The sequence below is a fragment of the Luteimicrobium subarcticum genome, from assembly GCF_002798015.1.
Classification (GTDB): Bacteria; Actinomycetota; Actinomycetes; order Actinomycetales; family Cellulomonadaceae; genus Luteimicrobium; species Luteimicrobium subarcticum.
The window spans coordinates 489,612-509,182 of the sequence record NZ_PGTZ01000007.1 but is presented as its reverse complement, the minus strand read 5'-3'; the positions used below and the strand labels follow the sequence as shown (position 1 = coordinate 509,182).

The 19,571-nt window shown below is 73.0% G+C and carries 20 protein-coding genes; 11 read left to right on the top strand and 9 right to left on the bottom strand.

Features of this window, described 5'->3' with window-relative positions; translation table 11 throughout:
• Positions 1-122 precede the first annotated feature (122 nt).
• The gene (locus CLV34_RS07370; protein WP_100349604.1) at positions 123-2,525 is read left to right on the top strand and encodes a helicase-associated domain-containing protein; all 2,403 of its coding nucleotides are present in this window, start codon (positions 123-125) and stop codon (positions 2,523-2,525) included.
• A 26-nt stretch (positions 2,526-2,551) separates the two neighbouring features.
• Positions 2,552-4,216: a DNA repair helicase XPB gene (locus tag CLV34_RS07365; protein WP_100349603.1), complete on the top strand. Its 1,665-nt coding sequence runs from the start codon at positions 2,552-2,554 to the stop codon at positions 4,214-4,216.
• Between the two features lie 3 nt (positions 4,217-4,219).
• Here the strand turns inward: CLV34_RS07365 and CLV34_RS07360 are convergent, their stop codons facing one another.
• Entirely contained in the window at positions 4,220-4,501 is a 282-nt protein-coding gene (locus CLV34_RS07360) for a DUF2087 domain-containing protein (protein ID WP_100349602.1), read from the bottom strand.
• A 40-nt stretch (positions 4,502-4,541) separates the two neighbouring features.
• Here CLV34_RS07360 and CLV34_RS07355 point away from each other — a divergent pair, with 40 nt between their 5' ends.
• The 6 genes from CLV34_RS07355 (at position 4,542) to CLV34_RS07330 (ending at position 9,088) form a co-directional block, all read left to right on the top strand.
• Positions 4,542-5,120: an NYN domain-containing protein gene (locus CLV34_RS07355; protein WP_100349601.1), complete on the top strand. Its 579-nt coding sequence runs from the start codon at positions 4,542-4,544 to the stop codon at positions 5,118-5,120.
• Positions 5,121-5,194: 74 nt separating this feature from the next.
• Positions 5,195-5,923 carry a response regulator transcription factor gene (locus CLV34_RS07350; protein ID WP_100349600.1) on the top strand — a complete coding sequence of 243 codons (729 nt, stop codon included), beginning with the start codon at positions 5,195-5,197 and terminating at the stop codon, positions 5,921-5,923.
• 8 nt (positions 5,924-5,931) lie between these two features.
• On the top strand, positions 5,932-7,572 hold the full coding sequence (locus CLV34_RS07345) for a sensor histidine kinase (RefSeq protein WP_245859081.1): 1,641 nt from the start codon (positions 5,932-5,934) through the stop codon (positions 7,570-7,572).
• A 39-nt stretch (positions 7,573-7,611) separates the two neighbouring features.
• Complete coding sequence (locus tag CLV34_RS07340) at positions 7,612-8,313, top strand: HD domain-containing protein (protein ID WP_100349598.1); 702 nt, start codon at positions 7,612-7,614, stop codon at positions 8,311-8,313.
• Between the two features lie 155 nt (positions 8,314-8,468).
• Positions 8,469-8,762 carry a WXG100 family type VII secretion target gene (locus tag CLV34_RS07335; RefSeq protein ID WP_100349597.1) on the top strand — a complete coding sequence of 98 codons (294 nt, stop codon included), beginning with the start codon at positions 8,469-8,471 and terminating at the stop codon, positions 8,760-8,762.
• 62 nt (positions 8,763-8,824) lie between these two features.
• Entirely contained in the window at positions 8,825-9,088 is a 264-nt protein-coding gene (locus CLV34_RS07330) for a DUF4031 domain-containing protein (protein ID WP_245859080.1), read from the top strand.
• Positions 9,089-9,100: 12 nt separating this feature from the next.
• On the opposite strand, the gene CLV34_RS07325 is transcribed toward CLV34_RS07330, so the two are convergent.
• Both CLV34_RS07325 and groL read right to left on the bottom strand, forming a co-directional pair.
• Positions 9,101-10,618 (bottom strand): catalase, encoded by a 1,518-nt coding sequence (locus tag CLV34_RS07325; protein WP_100349596.1) that lies wholly within the window; start codon positions 10,616-10,618, stop codon positions 9,101-9,103.
• A gap of 164 nt (positions 10,619-10,782) precedes the next feature.
• Positions 10,783-12,408 (bottom strand): chaperonin GroEL, encoded by a 1,626-nt coding sequence (groL, locus tag CLV34_RS07320; protein WP_100349595.1) that lies wholly within the window; start codon positions 12,406-12,408, stop codon positions 10,783-10,785.
• A 265-nt stretch (positions 12,409-12,673) separates the two neighbouring features.
• Between groL and CLV34_RS07315 the strand changes: the two genes are divergently transcribed.
• Together CLV34_RS07315 and CLV34_RS07310 are read left to right on the top strand one after the other, a co-directional pair.
• Positions 12,674-13,237 carry a hypothetical protein gene (locus CLV34_RS07315; protein ID WP_100349594.1) on the top strand — a complete coding sequence of 188 codons (564 nt, stop codon included), beginning with the start codon at positions 12,674-12,676 and terminating at the stop codon, positions 13,235-13,237.
• Positions 13,234-14,181 carry a hypothetical protein gene (locus CLV34_RS07310; RefSeq protein ID WP_100349593.1) on the top strand — a complete coding sequence of 316 codons (948 nt, stop codon included), beginning with the start codon at positions 13,234-13,236 and terminating at the stop codon, positions 14,179-14,181. The genes CLV34_RS07315 and CLV34_RS07310 overlap by 4 nt, the downstream gene beginning before the upstream one ends.
• On the opposite strand, the gene CLV34_RS07305 is transcribed toward CLV34_RS07310, so the two are convergent.
• From CLV34_RS07305 to CLV34_RS07290, 4 genes are all read right to left on the bottom strand, one after another.
• On the bottom strand, positions 14,161-15,630 hold the full coding sequence (locus CLV34_RS07305; protein WP_100349900.1) for a phytoene desaturase family protein: 1,470 nt from the start codon (positions 15,628-15,630) through the stop codon (positions 14,161-14,163). The two genes, CLV34_RS07310 and CLV34_RS07305, sit on opposite strands and share 21 nt — an antisense overlap.
• The gene (gene cspE, locus CLV34_RS07300) at positions 15,627-15,830 is read right to left on the bottom strand and encodes a transcription antiterminator/RNA stability regulator CspE (protein WP_100349592.1); all 204 of its coding nucleotides are present in this window, start codon (positions 15,828-15,830) and stop codon (positions 15,627-15,629) included. The genes CLV34_RS07305 and cspE overlap by 4 nt, the downstream gene beginning before the upstream one ends.
• Positions 15,831-15,936: 106 nt before the next feature.
• On the bottom strand, positions 15,937-16,542 hold the full coding sequence (locus tag CLV34_RS07295) for a LytR C-terminal domain-containing protein (RefSeq protein ID WP_100349591.1): 606 nt from the start codon (positions 16,540-16,542) through the stop codon (positions 15,937-15,939).
• Positions 16,543-16,582: 40 nt separating this feature from the next.
• Positions 16,583-16,888: a DUF3263 domain-containing protein gene (locus CLV34_RS07290; protein ID WP_100349590.1), complete on the bottom strand. Its 306-nt coding sequence runs from the start codon at positions 16,886-16,888 to the stop codon at positions 16,583-16,585.
• 148 nt (positions 16,889-17,036) lie between these two features.
• On the opposite strand from CLV34_RS07290, the gene CLV34_RS07285 reads away from it, so the two are divergent.
• A complete protein-coding gene (locus tag CLV34_RS07285; protein ID WP_245859076.1) occupies positions 17,037-17,927 on the top strand; it encodes an SGNH/GDSL hydrolase family protein in 891 nt (296 codons plus the stop codon).
• Here CLV34_RS07285 and CLV34_RS07280 read toward each other — a convergent pair.
• On the bottom strand, positions 17,924-18,766 hold the full coding sequence (locus tag CLV34_RS07280) for an ABC transporter permease (RefSeq protein ID WP_100349588.1): 843 nt from the start codon (positions 18,764-18,766) through the stop codon (positions 17,924-17,926). The genes CLV34_RS07285 and CLV34_RS07280 overlap by 4 nt on opposite strands.
• Positions 18,763-19,542 carry an ABC transporter permease gene (locus tag CLV34_RS07275; RefSeq protein ID WP_100349587.1) on the bottom strand — a complete coding sequence of 260 codons (780 nt, stop codon included), beginning with the start codon at positions 19,540-19,542 and terminating at the stop codon, positions 18,763-18,765. Before CLV34_RS07275 ends, CLV34_RS07280 begins: the two co-directional genes overlap by 4 nt.
• Positions 19,543-19,571 lie beyond the last annotated feature (29 nt).

Genomic DNA, 19,571 nt, shown 5'->3' with positions numbered 1-19,571 from the left:
TCTCGGGACGCTCCGGCGCACCAGCCTACCGGTTCGGCCCGGTCCGACGGGGTCACCGGGCCGCGACCGCCGCACGCGAGCCCGACGCGAGCATCGGGGGCCGTCCCCGTAGGATCGATCGGATGGCCGAGCACCGGTCCGCCTCGACCTTCAGCGAGGCCCTGCGCACCCGTGACGACGACGCGCTCGTCGCGCTGCTGCGCGCCCGCCCTGATCTGGTGAACCCGTCGCCGTCGACGCTGCGCTCGCTCGCGGCGCGGGCGACCGGCACCGCGAGCACGGAGCGTGCCCTGGCCGACTGCGACCGCCTGGGCCTGCAGGTCCTCGAGTCGCTCGTGGCGCTGGCGACGCTCGGACGCCCGACGACGCCGGACGACGTGGTGGCCGCCCTCTCCCCCGCCGACGACGTCGACCCGGCCGCGCTGCGGCGGTCCGTCCTTGTGACGCTCGCCGACCTCGACGCCCGCGCGCTCGTCTGGTCGACGCCCGACGGCTTCCGGGCCGCGCCCGGTGTCGCGCCGCTGCTCGGCCTGTACCCGGCGGGGCTCGGCCCCGCGGCCCCGCACCCGGCGGACGACCTGGCCGCGCTCCTCGAGAAGGCCCGGTCCGACGGCGGGCGCGGCCGCGCCGTGCTCGACGCGCTCGCGTGGGGCCCGCCCGTGGGGGTCGCGCCCCACGAGCCGCGCGCCGTCGCGGCCGTGGACCGCCTGGTCGCCGACGGCCTGCTGCTCGCGCCCGACGCCGGGCACGTCGTCCTGCCCGGCGAGGTCGGCCTCGCGCTCCGGTCGGGTCGGACGCACCGCGACGTCCGTCCTGGCCCGCCGCTCCCTGCGGACGGACGCTCCCCCGCGCACGCGACCGTCGACGCGGAGGCGGCGCAGCAGGCGCTCGAGATGGTCCGGCTGGTCACGGACCTGCTGCGCCTGTGGGACGACGAACCACCGACCGTCCTGCGCACGGGGGGTCTGGCGGTCCGCGACCTGCGCCGCCTCGCGCTCCACCTCGACACGGACGACGCGACGGCCGCCGCGGCCGCGGAGCTGGCCCTCGCCGCCGAGCTCGTCGCCGACGACGGCGAGGTGCCCGCGTCGTTCGCGCCGACGACGCTCGCGGACTCGTGGCTCGCCCAGGACGACGACGCCCGGTGGGCGCGGCTCGCGCACGCCTGGTCCGCGTCCCCGCGGGCGGCGTGGCTCGCGGCCACCCGCGACGAGCAGGGCTCGGTCCGGTCGGCGCTCTCCCCCGACCACGCCGTCGGGTGGGCGGTGCGCCTGCGCCGGACCGTCCTCGACGCGGTGGGCGCGTCGCCGGTCGCGCTCGGGCCCGCCGACGTCCGCGCGGTGCTGGCCTGGGAGGCGCCGCGCAACGTGCCGCCCGGGGACGCGGTCGACGGCGTGCTGGCCGGCGCCCGCCTGCTGGGCGTCGTCGCGCTCGGTGCGCTGAGCACCCCGGGGGCCACGCTCCTCGACGGCGACCCGGGGGGCGCGCCGGACCCGGCGGCGCTCGCGCGCACCGCCGTCGCGCTCGACGCCGTGCTCCCCGCCCCGGTCGACGACCTGCTGGTGCAGGGCGACCTCACCGGGATCGTGCCGGGCCGCCCGGGGCGCGACCTCGCGGAGCTGCTGGACGCCGTCGCGGAGGTCGAGTCCCGGGGTGCCGCCCTGACCGTCCGGTTCACGCCCGCGTCGGTCGAGCGCGCCATGGCGGGCGGCCTCAGCGCCGAGGACGTCCTGGGACGTATCGACCGGCACGCGCGCGGGCCGCTGCCCCAGGCGCTCGAGTACCTCGTGCGCGACGTGGCCCGGCGGCACGGCCGGGTCCGGGTGGGCGCCGCGCTGAGCTACGTGCGCGTCGACGACCCGGCCGTCGTCGCGAGCCTCCTCGCCGACCCCGCCCTGCGTGCACTCGGCCTCGTCGGGCTCGCGCCGACCGTCGTCGCCGCGAACATCCCCGCGGCGCGGCTCCACGAGGCGCTGGCCGCCGCGGGGGTGACGGCCGTCCTCGAGGGCCCTGACGGTCGCGCGGTCTCCACCGCCCGCGAGCGCCGACGTGCCGCACCACCGTCCGGGCGGCGTGGACGAGGTCGCGCGGGCGGCCCGTCGACCGGACCCCCGTCCGGTCGACGGGTCGACGAGGACGCGCGAGCGCGCCGCGTCGTCGCCGAGCTGCGAGCCCGGGACGACCTGGCGCGCGCGGCGGACCACCCGGGGGCGACGGGCTCGACCGGTGCGGGTGCGGGTCCGGATCTCGATCTGGGTCCGCACCGTGCGGGTGCCGCCCACGCCTCAGGGGCCCGCCCCGGAACAACGCCGCCCGCCGACACGTTGGCTCTGCTGCGGGAAGCGATCGAGGAGCGCCGGCTGGTCGACCTGTCGACGGTCGACGGCCACGGCACCCCGGTGATCCGGACGGTGCGGCCGCTGCGCCTCGACGGCGGACGGTTGCGGGCCGTCGACCCCGCACGCGACGCGGAGCTCACGGTCGCGGTGCACCGCATCGCGTCGGTCGTCCCGCGCGACGACTGACCAGCCACCCCCCACAAGGAGCCTGCATGACCGACGGACCGCTGATCGTCCAGTCCGACAAGACGCTGCTGCTCGAGGTCGACCACCCGCAGGCGACCGAGGCGCGGCGCGCGATCGCGCCGTTCGCGGAGCTGGAGCGCGCGCCCGAGCACGTCCACACGTACCGGCTGACGCCGCTGGGCCTGTGGAACGCGCGCGCGGCCGGGCACGACGCGGAGCAGGTCGTCTCGGCGCTCATGGACTACAGCCGGTACCCGGTCCCGCACTCGCTGCTCGTCGACGTCGCGGAGACGATGGCGCGCTACGGCCGCCTCCAGCTGGTCAAGCACCCGGTGCACGGGCTCGTGCTGCAGACGACGGACCGCGCCGTGCTCACGGAGGTGCTGCGCTCGAAGCGGACCGCGGGCCTCGTAGGCGACCGCATCGACGAGGACACCGTCGTCGTGCACCCGAGCGAGCGCGGCAACCTCAAGCAGGTCCTCATCAAGCTGGGCTGGCCGGCCGAGGACCTCGCGGGCTACGTCGACGGCGAGAAGCACGACATCGCGCTGACGCCCGACGGCTGGACCCTGCGCCCGTACCAGGAGCACGCGGTCGAGTCGTTCTGGCACGGCGGGTCGGGCGTCGTCGTGCTGCCGTGCGGCGCGGGCAAGACGCTCGTGGGCGCGGGGGCGATGGCGAAGTCGTCGACGACCACGCTGATCCTGGTGACGAACACGGTGAGCGCACGCCAGTGGAAGGACGAGCTCGTCCGCCGCACGACGCTCACGGAGGACGAGATCGGCGAGTACTCGGGCACCCGCAAGGAGATCCGGCCCGTCACCATCGCGACCTACCAGGTGCTCACCACCCGCCGGAAGGGCGTGTACACGCACCTCGAGCTGCTCGACGCCCGCGACTGGGGACTGGTCGTGTACGACGAGGTCCACCTGCTGCCCGCGCCGATCTTCCGCATGACCGCGGACCTGCAGGCGCGCCGGCGGCTCGGTCTCACCGCGACCCTGGTGCGCGAGGACGGCCGCGAGGACGAGGTGTTCAGCCTCATCGGACCCAAGCGGTTCGACGCGCCGTGGAAGGACATCGAGGCGCAGGGCTACATCGCGCCCGCGGAGTGCACCGAGGTCCGGCTCACGCTGTCCGACGCGGACCGCATGGCGTACGCCGTCGCGGAGCCCGAGGAGAAGTACCGCCTCGCGGCGTCGGCCCCGGGCAAGAACCGGGTCGTCGACCAGATCCTGCAGGCGCACCCGGGCGAGCAGACGCTCGTCATCGGGCAGTACATCGACCAGCTCCACGAGCTCGCCGAGCACCTGGACGCCGACCTCATCACCGGCGAGACGACGGTCAAGGAGCGGCAGCGGCTGTTCGACGCGTTCCGCACCGGCGAGATCCACCGGCTCGTCGTGAGCAAGGTCGCGAACTTCTCGATCGACCTGCCCGAGGCGTCCGTCGCGGTGCAGGTGTCCGGGTCGTTCGGGTCGCGACAGGAAGAGGCGCAGCGGCTCGGCCGCGTCATGCGCCCCAAGCAGGACGGCCGCACGGCGCACTTCTACACGGTGGTCGCGCGCGACACGGTCGACCAGGAGTTCGCCGCGCACCGGCAGCGGTTCCTCGCCGAACAGGGCTACGCGTACAAGATCCTCGACGCCGAGGACCTCGAGGAGGGCCTGGCGCGCGAGCTGCCGTCCTGACGGTCAGGGCTCGACGACGACGGTGCGCCAGTACTCGGACCCGTCCCGCGTCCGGCTGACGTACCCCATGTCCACCATGGCGCGGCGCAGGCCGACGGGGTCGTCCGTGACCGCGGCGAGACGCTCGGTGAGCACCCGCTCGCTCGTGGGCTCGTCGAGCACGAGCACCCGCGAGGCCAGCAGGAGCACGACGGCCCGCTTGTCGTCCCATCGGCGTGGCATCTGCTCGAGACGGCCGTCGCGCAGGAAGCGCTCGGGGCCGCGCGGCGCGGGCGCTGTGCTCATCGGTCCACCGTAACGACCGGGCGCCAGTACCCTGGACGCCATGAGCGACGCGACGTCCGCGGGCACGCCCGCGACCTATCTGCTGGTCGACGGCGAGAACATCGACGCGACGCTCGGGATGAGCGTCCTCGGGCACCGCCCCACGCCGGACGAGCGTCCGCGCTGGGACCGGATCGTCGACTTCGCCGGGCAGCAGTGGGGCGCACCGGTGCGCGGGCTGTTCTTCCTCAACGCGACCTCCGGCTCGATGCCGATGGCGTTCGTGCAGGCGCTCCTCGCCATGGGCTACCGGCCCGTCCCCCTCGCGGGCAACGGCTCCGAGAAGGTCGTGGACATCGGTATCCAGCGGACGCTGGAGGCGCTGCAGGACCGCCCGGGCAACGTGGTGCTCGCGAGCCACGACGGCGACTTCATCCCGCAGGTCGAGGCGCTCCTCGACGGGTCGCGCCGCGTCGGGCTCCTGGGGTTCCGCGAGTTCGTGAACCAGCGCATGACCGAGCTCGCGAGCCGCGGGCTCGAGATCTTCGACCTCGAGCACGACGTCGCGGCGTTCAACACGATCCTGCCGCGCGTCCGGATCATCCCGATCGAGGAGTTCGACCCGGTCGCGTTCCTGTAACGTCCTGCGATTCCCCGGCCGACGCCCGGGTTCCTCCCAGGCGGGACCCAGACGGACACGGGAGACTCTCAGGCATGGGTCAGCCTGAGGCACGCCTCGTCGTCGTCGACGACGAGCCGAACATCCGTGAGCTCCTGTCCACCTCGCTCCGGTTCGCCGGGTTCGAGGTCCACGCCGCCGAGGACGGGCAGAGCGCGCTGCGGCTCGTGCGCGACCTCGACCCCGACCTCGTCGTCCTCGACGTGATGCTGCCCGACATGGACGGCTTCACCGTGACGCGACGGATGCGGGAGAAGGGCCAGTACACGCCCGTCCTGTTCCTCACCGCCCGCGACGACACGCAGGACAAGATCGCGGGCCTCACGGTCGGCGGCGACGACTACGTCACCAAGCCGTTCAGCCTCGAGGAGGTCGTCGCCCGCATCCGTGCGGTGCTGCGCCGCACCCATGCCGAGCCCGACGACTCGGCCGTCCTGCGGTTCGCCGACCTCGAGCTCGACGAGGACTCCCACGAGGTCCAGCGTGCCGGGCAGCTCGTCGAGCTCTCCCCCACCGAGTTCAAGCTCCTGCGCTACCTCATGCTCAACGGCGGCCGGGTGCTGTCCAAGGCGCAGATCCTCGACCACGTGTGGCAGTACGACTGGGGCGGCGACGCCAACATCGTCGAGTCGTACATCTCGTACCTGCGGCGCAAGATCGACACCTTGACCACCGAGGGCCCGGACGGCGAGCAGGTCCCCCTGCCCGCCCTCATCCAGACCAAGCGCGGAGTGGGGTACCTGCTGCGCCAGCCACCCCGGTGACGGTGCCCGTGACCGTCGACGAGCCCGCAGCACCGACGGGCGCGCCCGCGGGCGGCGGTGGCGCGCCGACCGACGACGCACCGGTCGTCCGCCGCGTCGCCGCGCCCCCTGGCTCCCCGCGCTGGACGTGGTGGGCCCGGATCTCGCTGCGCACCCGGCTCGTCGCGATCGTCTCCGCACTGCTCGCCGTGGGGCTCGTCGTCGCGGCGATCGCGTCCACCACGCTCGTGCAGCGGTACCTGGTCGACCAGGTCGACAGCGAGCTGCTGCGCAACGCCGACCAGGTCGTGCTGCAGTCACAGCAGTCGACGGGCAAGAACCAGACGGCGCTGCCCAGCGAGTGGTACGTCGAGGTGGACTTCCTGTCGGGCGGCACCCTGCCCCTTGAGCAGTCCGCCACCAAGGACATGTACGGGGTGCCCGTCACACCCGACCTCACGCTCACCGAGGTCAAGGTCCGCGACCGCGAACCGTTCACCGTGGACGCCAAGAACGTCGACGGGACGGACGCGTCGACCCAGTGGCGGCTCATCGCGGCGACCGGGACCTCCACGACCGACGGGAGCCTGAACTCGATCGTGTACGTCGGGCTGCCGCTCGCCGACGTCTCGTCGACGGTGCACCAGCTCTCCAAGGTGCTCGGGCTGACCGCCCTCGCCGTCATCCTGCTCGGCGCGGTGCTCGGCTGGTGGCTCGTGCGCCGCGAGCTGCGGCCCCTGCACGCCATCGAGACGACCGCCGCGTCCATCGCGGCCGGCGACCTCACGCAGCGCATCCCGCAGGAGCCGCCGTCGACCGAGGTGGGCTCGCTCACCGCGTCCCTCAACGTGATGCTCGCGCAGATCGAGGCGGCGTTCGTCGCCCAGGAGGCATCCGAGGCGCGCATGCGGAGGTTCGTGTCCGACGCCAGCCACGAGCTGCGCACCCCGCTCGCGACCATCCGGGGCTACGGGGAGCTCTACCGCATGGGCGCGCTGACGTCCCACGACCAGGTCGACGACACGATGCGCCGCATCGAGGACTCGGCGAACCGCATGGGGACGCTCGTCAACGACCTCCTCGCGCTCGCCCGGCTCGACGAGGGCCGCCCGCTGCGCCAGGACGACGTCGACCTCACCGTGCTCGCCGCCGACTCCGTGCGCGACCTCGTCGCGCTCGACCCCACCCGGGACGTGCAGCTCGTCTCCCTCAACCCGCCCGCGCCGGGCGCCGACACGTCCGACGGGCCGGCGCCCGTCGTCGTCGTGGGCGACGAGGAGCGGCTGCGTCAGGTGCTCGCGAACCTCGTCGGCAACGTCGCCCGGCACACCGCGTCCGGGACGCCCGCGCAGATCGCCGTCGGGACGTCCGAGGGGCGCGCCGTCCTCGAGGTGCGCGACCACGGCACCGGCATCACGTCCGAGCAGTCGCAGCACGTGTTCGAACGGTTCTACCGCGCCGACTCGTCACGCAACCGGGCGTCGGGGGGCTCGGGCCTCGGGCTCGCCATCGTCGCCGCGATCGCCGGGGCCCACCACGGCCGTGTCGGGGTCGTCGACACCCCGGGCGGCGGCCTCACGGTCCGGCTGGAGCTGCCGCTGGCGGGCCCGGCGGCCGCGACGGACGTCCCCACGGCGGACGCGGCGTCGGCGACCCCTGCCGCGGGGTAGGCTCGGTCGCTGTCCAGGTCCCCGGAAGAAGGCTGGTCGATGGGCGTCGCCGAGGCGCAGCAGTGGCTCATCTCGTCATGGGTCCGCTCCTGCAAGGCTCTGGGTGCCACCGCACCCGACGACGAGATCCGAGCGACGGGCAAGGCGCTCGTCGAGCGCTGGTCCCACCCGTCCCGGACCTTCCACAACGTGCGGCACCTCATCGACGTGCTCGGTCACGTGGACGAGCTCGCCGAGGAGACCCACGGGCCCGACCAGGTGCGCCTCGCCGCCTGGTACCACGGCGCCGTCTTCGGGCACGACGAGGACGCGGAGCGCGCCACGCTGGACTCGTCCGACGAGGACGCGAGCGCGACGCTCGCCCACGACGAGCTCGCGGCTCTGGGCGTCCCGGAGCGCACGGCCGAGCGCGTGCGACACCTCGTCCTGGCGCTGCACCGGCACTACCCGGACGCCGACGACTTCGACGGGGCCGTCCTGTGCGACGCCGACCTCGCGATCTTCGCCGCGGAGCCGCAGCGCTACAAGGAGTACCTGCGTGCGGTCCGCGAGGAGTACTCCGCGATCCCGTGGCCCGTGTTCCTGCGGGCGCGACGTGCCATCGTGTCGAAGTTCCTCGCACGCCAGGCCATCTTCACCAGCCCGCTGGGCAGCGCGTGGGAGGAGTCGGCGCGGCAGAACCTCGCCGCGGAGATCCAGCGCATCGACAAGGAGATCGCGAAGCTCGACGCGCAGACCTGACCCGCCGGACAGCACCGGCTGAGGGTCGTGCACCGGTCGGACCTCAGCCACCCCGTCCACGGGGTGCCACCGTGTGCGTGCCCCACGGCCGCGCGACCGCCTCCGCCCCCTAGCGTTCCCGCGTGCGGCCGCCGGCCGCGGACGGGAGACGGACGATGAGCAGGTTCGAGGTCGACAGCGCCCAGGTCGCGCTGGCGAGCAGCAAGGTGAGCGGGACGGTCACCAGCATCCGGTCGGAGGTCGCCGCGATGCGGCACCACCTCACCGAGCTCCAGACGGTGTGGCAGGGCGCGGCGGCGACGTCGTGCGCGGCGCTCGTGGACGACTGGCACGCGGTCCAGGCGCGCGTCGAGGAGTCGCTCGACGGCATCCAGCGGGCGCTCGGTGTCGCCGCGCAGACCTACGAGGACGCCGAGACGCGCGCCGCAGGGCTCTTCGCGACGCGCTGAGCGTCGGGTCGCCCGGTCCGGTGCGCGACGACGCACCGGGCCGGGCCTGGGAGAATCGGGGCGTGATCCTCATCGACGACCCGCGCTGGCCGAACCACGGACGGCTCTGGGGTCATCTCGTGAGCGACACCTCGCTCGACGAGCTGCACAGCTTCGCCGGCGCGGCCGGGCTCCCCCGCCGGGCCTTCGACCGGGACCACTACGACTACCCGGACGAGCGGCGCGACGAGCTCGTCGCACGCGGCGCGCACCCCGTCGGACGGCGTGAGCTGGTCAGGCGGCTCGCGGCGTCCGGGCTGCGCGTCCCGGGCCGCGAACGGCGCTGACCCGCCGCCCGCTCAGGCCTTCTCCTGCGCGCTGCTCCGCGCCGCGTTGCCCTGCTGCGCCGCCTTCGGGTCCTTCTCGTCGGCCTTGGCACGGACCCCCTGCTCGACGGCCGCGCCGACGGCCGGGTCGATCGAGCGCCAGTACGCGAACGCCCGCTCCAGCACCGGCTCGCTCACGCCGTTCAGCAGGTGCCCGACGACGTTGTCGACGAGCCGCCCGCGGGCCGCGTCGTCCATCACCTCACGCACCAGGGTGCCCGCCTGACCGAAGTCGTCGTCCTCGGCGTGGGCGGTGTACGCGGCGCGGACCATCTCGCCGTCCGACTGCCAGCCGACCTCGGAGTCCCCGGCGGGCGAGTCCGCGTACGGGCCGCCGTACGAGTTCGGCGTGTACACCGGGTCGCCCGGGTTGTGGTGCCGTCCGAGACCGTCCTTGAGGTACGAGCGCACCTCAACGTGCGGACGGTTCACCGGGATCTCCGGGTAGCTCACGCCCAGGCGCGCGCGGTGCGCGTCCGCGTACGAGAACATACGGCCGAGCAGCATCTTGTCCGGGCTGATGCCGATGCCGGGCACCAGGTTGCTCGGCGAGAACGCCGCCTCCTCGATCTGCGTGAAGTGGTTCTCCGGGTTGCGGTCGAGCGTCATCCGGCCGACCTCGACGAGCGGGTGGTCGGCGTGCGGCCACACCTTCGTCAGGTCGAACGGGTTGAACCGGTACGTCTTCGCGTCGTCGTACGGCATGAGCTGCACGAACAGCGTCCAGCTCGGATGCTCCCCGTCCCGGATGTGCTCCCACAGGTCACGCGTGTGGTAATCCGTGTCCATCGAGGCCATCTGGTCGCCCTCGTCCTGCGTGAAGCACTCCACGCCCTGGTCCGTGTGGAAGTGGTACTTCACCCAGAACCGCTCGCCCGCCGCGTTAACCCACTGGTACGTGTGACTCGAGTAGCCGTTCATGTGCCGCCACGACCGCGGGATCCCTCGGTCGCCCATCAGCCACGTCACCTGGTGCGCCGACTCCGGCGACAGCGTCCAGAAGTCCCACTGCATGTCGTGGTCGCGCAGGTTGTTGTCCGCCCGGCGCTTCTGCGACCGGATGAAGTGCTGGAACTTCATCGGGTCCTTGATGAAGAACACCGGGGTGTTGTTGCCCACGAGGTCGTAGTTGCCCTCGTCCGTGTAGAAGCGCAGCGCGAAACCGCGCGGGTCGCGCCACGTGTCCGGGCTGCCGAGCTCGCCCGCGACCGTCGAGAACCGCGCCAGCATGTCCGTCCGGCGCCCCGGCTGGAAGACGTCCGCCTTCGTGTACGCGGACACGTCGCCCGTCACCTCGAACCGCCCGAAGGCCCCCGAGCCCTTCGCGTGCGGCTGCCGCTCCGGGATCTTCTCCCGGTTGAAACCCGCCATCTGCTCGATGAGGTAGTGGTCGTGCAGGACGATCGGACCGCCCGGCCCGACGGTCAGCGAGTGCTCGTCGCTCGCAGCAGGTGCCCCGTTGGTCGCGGTCGTGCGGGGTGCGTCGGTCATGGTGCTCCTCCGTTCCAGGGACCCGTCCGGGCCCCCGGTCCACCGTAGGAACGCCCCGCTCCCGACGCCCGGGCACGACGGAGGCCGCCGACCGGTGCTGTGCACCGGCCGACGGCCTCCGTACGGAACCGTGACGCGCGAGCGTCAGAAGTCCATGACTCCGATCAGAAGTCCATGCCGCCCATGCCGCCGTCGCCGCCGGGCATCGGGGCCGACTTCTCCGGCTTGTCGGCCACGACGGCCTCGGTGGTGAGGAACAGCGCAGCGATCGACGCCGCGTTCTGCAGCGCGGAGCGCGTGACCTTGACCGGGTCGTTGACGCCCGCGGCCAGGAGGTCCTCGTACACGCCGGTCGCGGCGTTGAGGCCGTGACCCGACGGGAGCGAGCGCACCTTCTCCGCCACGACGCCGCCCTCGAGACCGGCGTTCACGGCGATCTGCTTCAGCGGGGCCTCGATGGCGATCTTGACGATCTGCGCACCGGTGGCCTCGTCGCCCTCGAGCTCGAGCTTCTCGAACGCGGCGGCACCGGCCTGGATGAGGGCCACGCCACCACCGGCGACGATTCCCTCCTCGACGGCAGCCTTCGCGTTGCGGACGGCGTCCTCGATGCGGTGCTTGCGCTCCTTGAGCTCGACCTCGGTGGCCGCGCCCGCCTTGATGACGGCGACGCCGCCGGCGAGCTTCGCGAGACGCTCCTGGAGCTTCTCGCGGTCGTAGTCGGAGTCCGACTTCTCGATCTCGCTGCGGATCTGGTTGACGCGACCCGCGATGAGGTCCTGGTCGCCCGCACCCTCGACGATGGTCGTCTCGTCCTTCGTGACGACGACCTTGCGCGCCTGGCCGAGCAGGTCCAGGGTCGCGTTCTCGAGCTTGAGGCCGACGGTCTCGGTGATGACCTGGCCACCCGTGAGGATCGCGATGTCCTGGAGCATGGCCTTGCGGCGGTCGCCGAAGCCCGGGGCCTTGACGGCGACGGACTTGAAGGTGCCGCGGATCTTGTTGAGCACCAGGGTCGCGAGAGCCTCGCCGTCCACGTCCTCGGCAACGATGAGGAGCGAGCGGCCGTTCTTCATGACCTGGTCGAGGACCGGGAGGAGGTCCTTGACGTTCGAGATCTTCGACTCGACGAGCAGGACGTACGGGTCCTCGAGAACAGCCTCCTGGCGCTCCGGGTCCGTCTCGAAGTAGCGCGCGAGGAAGCCCTTGTCGAAGCGCATGCCCTCGGTGAGCTCGAGCTCCAGGCCGAAGGAGTTGGACTCCTCGACCGTGATGACGCCCTCCTTGCCGACCTTGTCGAGCGCCTCGGCGATGAGCTCGCCGATCGCCGGGTCGCCGGCGGAGATCGCGGCCGTGGCGGCGATCTCTTCCTTCGTCTCGATCTCCTTGGCGGAGTTGAGGAGCTGCTCGGTCACGGCCTCGACGGCCTTCTCGATGCCCTTCTTCAGCGCGATCGGGTTCGAGCCCGCGGCGACGTTGCGCAGGCCCTCGCGCACGAGCGCCTGGGCGAGCACGGTCGCGGTGGTGGTGCCGTCACCCGCGACGTCGTCGGTCTTCTTGGCGACCTCCTTGACGAGCTCCGCACCGATGCGCTCGTACGGGTCGTCGAGCTCGATCTCCTTGGCGATGGAGACACCGTCGTTGGTGATCGTGGGGGCGCCCCACTTCTTGTCCAGGACGACGTTGCGGCCCTTCGGGCCGAGGGTGACCTTGACGGTGTCGGCGAGCTGGTTGAGCCCGCGCTCCATGCTCCGACGAGCTTCCTCGTCGAAGGCGATGATCTTGGCCATGGGGACTGGTCCTCCGCTGTGGCTTGCGTGGTCGTCGGCCCGCGCCCGCGACGGACGGTCCTGCGCGCCACGCGTTCATGTCCCGCGTGGGTGAGGGCCTCGCCGGCCGACTCTTGGTCTCACCCCGGGTCGTCGTGATCTGTCACTCGGACCCCGAGAGTGCTAACGCCATTATTGGCACTCTCGGGTGTCGAGTGCAAGACGCGGGCGTCCGCTCGGGGGCCTCCGCGCCCGGTGTTCGCCCAGAGCGTCTACCCTGCCTCCCATGCCCGCAGACACGCCGCCGCCGCCGGACGACGCCCCGGTCCGCCGCCTGGGCCGCGTCGGACGGACGTGGCGCCTCGCCGCGGCCGGGACAGGGCTCGTCGTGCTCGTCGTCGCGCAGCTCATCCCCCCGTCCACGCTCGACACCAACGACTGGTTCCCGCTCGGCTCGCTCTCGCAGTACGCCTTCGCGGGCGACCCGAACGGCGTCGTCGCGTCGTCCGGCGTCGTCGGGGTGACCGCGGACGGGACGGAGGTCAGCGTGTGGCTCGACCAGATGGGCATCGGCGTGGGGCACGCCGAGATCGAGGCGCAGGTCGACCGGATCGTCGCCGACCCGTCGCTGCTGCAGGACGTCGCGGACGCGTACGCGTGGCGGTTCCCCGACCGCGCGCCGCTCGTCGAGGTCCGGCTCGAGCGCACCACCACGCAGCTCCACGACGGCAAGCCGACCGCGGACCGCTCGACCGAGGTCCTCGCCACCTGGGACGTCGAGGACGCCGGCGGCAGCGGGACGGGCAGCACCGACGGAACCGGCAGCGCTCACGAAGGAGCCGGCTCATGACGCGCGACGGGCACGTGCGCAGCGGCGCCAAGGACCTGCCCGGCACGGTCGCCCGATGGTGGCTGTGGCCCGCGCCGCTCGCACGCATCGCGTGGCTGCGCGCGGTGCTCTACGCCTTCACGATCTGGGGCCTCTTCGTCCTGACGCACGACGTGATCGGGCACGGGCACTCGCCCGACCTCTACCAGCCGACGCTGATCGGCCGCGTCCTGCCGTTCCCCGACCCCACGCCGGCGAACGGACCGATCATGCAGTGGGTCCTCGTCGCGACGTGTCTCGCGACGCCCGTGCTCATGGCCCTGCCGCAGCGCGCCGCACAGTGGGCGGGGCGCGTCACGGGCTGGACGGTCGGGCTGGTCTTCCTCGCCTGGATGGAGAACTCGCAGGGCTTCGCGTACGTGTCGCACGACCACATGGCCCTCGTCCTTGCGCTGCTCATCCTGCCGACGGTCCCGCCCGCGGGGTTCGGCTCGCAGGAGCGGTCCGAGGCGGCGGGCTGGGTGCTGCGGTGCGTGCAGGTCGCCGTCGTCATGACGTACTTCGGGTCGGCGCTGTGCAAGATCGTCGCGACGGGCGGCCTGTTCGCCTGGCCCAACGGGACGGTCTTCACGTGGGCGCTCATGCGCCGCGGCGCGTCGATGCTCAACTGGGCGCTCGAGTACCCGGCGCTGCTGCGGGTCGGGCAGTGGATCCTCTTCCTCGTCGAGCTCGCGTCGCCCGTCGTGCTGTGGCTGCGCGGACGCTGGCTCTACGCCGCCGTCCTGCTGTTCTGCTGCTTCCACCTCATGACTTGGCTCGCGCTCGGTATCCACTTCCTGCCGACGGTCGTGTGCTGGCTCGCGTTCCTGCCCCTCGAGCGGATCCTGCCGGCAGCCCGGGCACGCCGCGCCGGGAACGCGGGCGCGGCGCAGGACGCGCAGGCGTCAGTCGCCGAGGTCCGGTAGCTCCCGCACCCCGAACGTCGACCGCAGGACGCGCCGCGCAGCGAACCACCCGCCGAGCCCGTGCACGCCGGGCCCGGGCGGCGTCGACGCCGAGCAGAGGTAGACGTCGTCCACGCCCGTCGCGTACGGGTCGAGCCACGGCGTCGGGCGCGCGAACATCCGGTAGAGGGTCGCGGCGCCCGCGGCGATGTCGCCGCCCACGTAGTTCGCGTCGTGGTGCGCCATCTCGGCTGCGGGGATCGCGCGCGACGCCACCACGACGTCCCGGAAGCCGGGCGCGAACCGCTCGATCTGCGCCGTCACCGCGTCGGTCATGTCGCGAGGCGAGCCCGCGGGGACGTGCGCGTACGTCCACAGGGGCCGGCGGCCCGCGACCTCGCGCGACGCGTCGACCACTGCGGGGTCGCTCAGCAGGACGACGGGATGCTCGGCGTGCTCCCCCCGGGCGACGGCGTGCTCCGCGGCGACCAGCTGCGCGCGCGTCCCGCCCAGGTGCACGGTGCCCGCGCGTCCGACGTCCGGGTGCGCCCAGGGCACCGGGCCGGACAGCACGAAGTCGACCTTCGCGGCCGCATTGCCGTACGGGAACGCGGCGAGCGCCCGGCGGGCGCGGGCGGGCACCTCGTCCCCCAGCACGTCGATCAGCGTGCGCGGCGTCGTGTCGAACACGACCGCGCGCGCCGGGGGCAGGTCCGCTCGCGTCCGGACCGGGGCGCCCGTGCGGATCGTGCCGCCGTGCGCGGTCAGATCGGCCACGAGCGCGTCGACGATGGCCTGCGACCCGCCGCGCGGGATCGGCCACCCGCCCCGCGCGTGGGCCAGCCCGGCGAGCAGGAGGGCCGTGCCGGCGCCCGCGAACGACGGCAGCGGCGTGATCGAGTGCGCGGCGACGCCCGTCAGCAGCGCCGCCGCCTCGTCGGTGCGGAACCGCGCGTCCCAGGCCGGGGTGCCCTGCTCGAGGACGCCCAGCCCGAAGCGCAGCGCGCTGAGCGGCGTCGAGGCCCCGACGCCGGGCGGGACCGACCGCTTGTCACCGAGGGCGACCGCGACGACGTCCTGCGGGTGCTCGGCGAACCGGCCCAGCAGGCTGCGCCACGCCGCGCCGTCCGGCCCGAGGGCGTCGACCGTCCGCTCGAGGTCGTGGAACGCGACACCGGCACGACCCCCGTCGAGCGGCTGCGCGTAGGACGCCTCGGGCACGAGCAGCTCGACCCGGCGCTCCAGGCCGAACGCCTCGAAGAACGGCGACGCCCACGCCATCGGGTGCACCGCCGAGCACAGGTCGTGCAGCACGCCGTCGGCGAGACCGAGGTCGAGCGTCCGGGCACCGCCGCCCACCGTCGCCTGCGCCTCCAGCACGAGGACGCCGAGCCCGGCGCGCGCGAGCGTCACCGCCGCCGCGAGCCCGTTCGGACCCGCGCCGACGACGACGACGTCGTGCTCCGTCAGAGCGGACGCACCTGCTCGGCCTGCGGGCCCTTCTGGCCCTGACCCACCTCGAACTCCACCTGCTGGCCCTCTTCGAGCGAGCGGTAGCCCTGCGACTGGATGGCGCTGAAGTGGACGAAGAGGTCCTGACCGCCGGAGTCCGGGGTGATGAAGCCGAACCCCTTCTCGGCGTTGAACCACTTGACGGTGCCCTGAGCCATGAACTCTCCCTGAGGGTGCGGGCGACGACGTCCGTCGCCACTGCTTCGCGAGCCTAGCGGCGCAACGCTGCGAGGGGTACGGGGAGAGGCGCTCGACGTCGTCGTGTCAGCCTGCCGGGGCGAGGACCACGAGCACCGGGGACGACAGGTTCGACGTCTGGACGACCTCGTCGATCCCCAGGGCGTCCGCGACCGCGGCCGCGGTCGACTTGAGATCGTCCGTCTTGTAGTAGACGGTCGCGACGGCCGGCGGGGCGTTGCCGGTGTAGGGCCCCGCGGTCACGGACGTGAAGCCGGCGGCCTCGAGCGTGCCCGCGTCCTTGGCGGCCGCGCCCGTCACACCGTTGCTGACGTTCTTCACGGCCACGACGGTCGACTTGTCGACGTCCGCGGCCGAGGTACCGCCGTCGTCCTCGGTGCCGTCCGTGGAGGCCACGGTCGCCTTCGGCGTCGACTTCGCCGTGGACTTGGCCGTGGAACGGGGCGCCGTCGTCGCCTGGTCCTTGTCGTCCGCGGTGGCCGAGCCGCCGCCGAACCCGTCGGCCCACAGCGTCACCCCGACGAAGGCCACGATCCCGAACACCGCGGCCACCGCGACGAACGGCACGACCTTGCGCCACGCGCTGCGCGGCACACGGTGCACGCCGATCGGCGAGTCCTCCGGGATGTCGTCGAACTCGTCGCGCGGGTAGCGGTAGCTCTGCTTGCTCACGCGGACAGGGTAGCGGCCCTGCCCGTGATGGCGGGAAAGCTCAGCTGCCTGTCCCCAGGTGGCGGGCGGACCGCTCACGCTGCCGGGTCGAGCGCAGACGGCGCAGGCGCTTGACGAGCATGGGGTCGTGGGCCAGCGCGGCCTCGGAGTCGAGCAGGGCGTTGAGCTGTTGGTAGTACCGCGTCGCCGTCAGACCGAAGAGCTCCTTGACCGCGGTCTCCTTGGCGCCCGCGTACTTCCACCACTGCCGCTCGAAGTCGAGGATCTCGCGCTCCCGGTCCGTCAGCGTCACGCCGGACGAGGTCTTGGTCGACACCTGCCCGGAGTCGCGTGCGGCGTCCGTCATGGTCGTGCCTCCTCGTCGTGCGGTCGCCCACACGATACGGGCAGGATCACACGGGTGTCATTCGCCCACGCCGCCGGCCGGCCGACCTGCCGCCGCCCACCGCCACCGCTGTCCGGGAACCGGGTCCGACGAGGCGCACAATGGGTCGGTGAACCTCCCCACGTCCACCCCCGCTTCTGCTCAGACCCTCCCCCTCGACGACACGCCGCCGCGCTGGGAGCGGTACGTCGCGATCGGCGACTCGTTCACCGAGGGTCTGTGGGACGTGGACCCGGCGGACCCTGAGCGGGTCCGGGGCTGGGCGGACCGGCTCGCGCTCGACCTGTCGGCCCGGCGGGTCGCGGCGGGCTCCGCGCCGCTCCAGTACGCGAACCTCGCCGTCCGCGGCAAGAAGCTCGTCCCGATCGTGGACGAGCAGGTCCCCGCGGCACTCGCCCTGCGGCCCGACCTCGTGAGCCTCGTCGCGGGCGGGAACGACATCCTGCGCCCGCACACCGACGTCGATGCCCTCGCGGCACACCTCGAGGACGCCGTGGTGCGCCTCCGGGCGACGGGCGCGGACGTCCTGCTCGCGACGGGGTTCGACTCCGCCGACAGCCCGCTCGTCGCGATGACGCGTCCCCGCGTGGGCGTGTTCAACGCCCACCTGTGGTCCATCGCGCGGCGGCACGGTGCGCACGTCCTCGACCTGTGGGGCATGCGCGCGCTGCACGACTGGCGGGTGTGGTCGTCCGACCGCATCCACCTCAACGACGACGGTCACCGCCGTGTCGCGGACGCCGCGATGGTCGCTCTCGGGCAGCGTCCGACGGACGCCGGCTGGGACGTCCCCCTCGACGTGCTGCCCCCGGCGCCCTTCAGCGAGCGCGCCCGCGAGAACGCGCGCTGGGCCCGCGAGTTCGTCGGGCCGTGGGTGGGCCGCCGCGTGCGGGGCCGGTCATCGGGCGACGGCCGTGCCGCGAAGTACCCGACGTTCACGGAGCAGGCCGCGGCCGTAGAGCAGGAGGACGACACGGCGGTGCGACGCCCGGCGGACTAGGCCAGGAACAGGGCGCGCAGCCGGCGCGTCGTGAGGCTCACGCCGACGACGACCATCACGACGAAGTACGTCACGTGCCACCAGGTGCCCGACGTGAGGCTGCCGGTCGTGAGCCCCCGGACGAGCTCGACGCCGTGCCAGAGCGGGAACGCCATCACCACGGCACGGATCGCGGGTGGGTAGACCTCGATCGGGAAGAACGTCGCGGAGAGCAGGAACATCGGAAGCAGCACGATGTTGATCCAGTCCATCTGCTGGAAGGTGCGCATCAGGCTGGTGACGGCCATGCCGAGGCTCGCGAACCCGAACGCGATGAGCACGACCGCGGGCAGGGCGAGCACGGCCGTCCAGGCGAGGTTGAGGCCCATGACCTGCATGACGATCAGGAACCCGGTCGCGTAGAGCAGACCCCGCAGGAGCGCGTACAGGATCTCGCCGAGCGCGACGTCGAGCGGCCCGAGCGACGTCGAGAGCATCGCCTCGTACAGCCGCGCGAACCGCATCTTGAAGAACACGTTCCAGGTCGAGTCGTAGACGGCGCCGTTCATGGCCGACACGGCGAGCAGGGCGGGCGCGATGTACGCGGCGTAGGGGACGACCTTGCCGGACGACGTGGGGACGTCGCCGATGTAGGTGCCGAGCCCGTAGCCCATCGCGAGCAGGTAGAAGACCGGCTCGAAGAAGCCGGAGAGCACGACGACCCAGGCGCTCGTGCGGGCTGCGTACAGGTTGCGGCCGACGACGGCGCGCGCGTTGCCCGCGTACAGCGAGCCGACGCTGCCCGACGCGAGCCGGGCACGCAGGGACCGCGTGACGCCCGGTGCGGTCCGCAGGCTCATGCGCGCAACCTCCTCGTGAACGTCCGGGCCGCGAGGACCCAGCCCGCGGCCGCGAGCCCGACGAGGACGACCAGGTGCGTCGCGAGCAGCCAGCCGGGCTCGCTCTCGCCGTAGCTCAGCCACCGGCCGAGCTGGCTCGCGTGCCACAGCGGCGACACCCAGCCGATCCAGTGCAGCCAGACCGGCAGCGTGGAGAGCGGGTAGAACGTGCCCGAGAACAGGAACATGGGGGTGAAGACGAACCGCTGGACCGCGGCGAACTGGCCCTTGTCCTCGGTGATGGACGCCGAGTACGCCATGAGCGGCAGCCCGAACGCGAGGCCGCCCAGCACGCCGACGAACGGGAGCACGAGCACCGACCACGCCCGGTCGAGCGCCCCGAAGGCCAGCGCGAGCACCGCGTAGGCGGCCACGGTGAAGACCATGCGGACGAGCGTGGCGAGCACCAGGCCGCCGGCGATCTGGCGCGGCTCGACGGGCGTCGCGTTGATGCCCCAGAAGAGCCGCCGCCACTTGAACCCCGCCATGATCGTGTAGGTGAACTCCTCGGTCGCGACCGTGACGGCGGCCGTCGCGACGAGCGCCGGGGCGACGAACACGACGTAGTCGACCGGTCCGTGCGGGCCGCTCGCCACGGGCGTGTCGATGAAGGTGGCGAGGCCGAGGCCCAGGCCCAGCAGGTAGAGCAGCGGGCTGCCGATGCCGCCGACGACCACGGTCCACCCGTACGCGCGCATGCCGCGGAGCTGGTGCTCGGCGACGTAGAGAGCGCTCATGCCCTGCTCGCTCGGTTGCTCATGCTCTG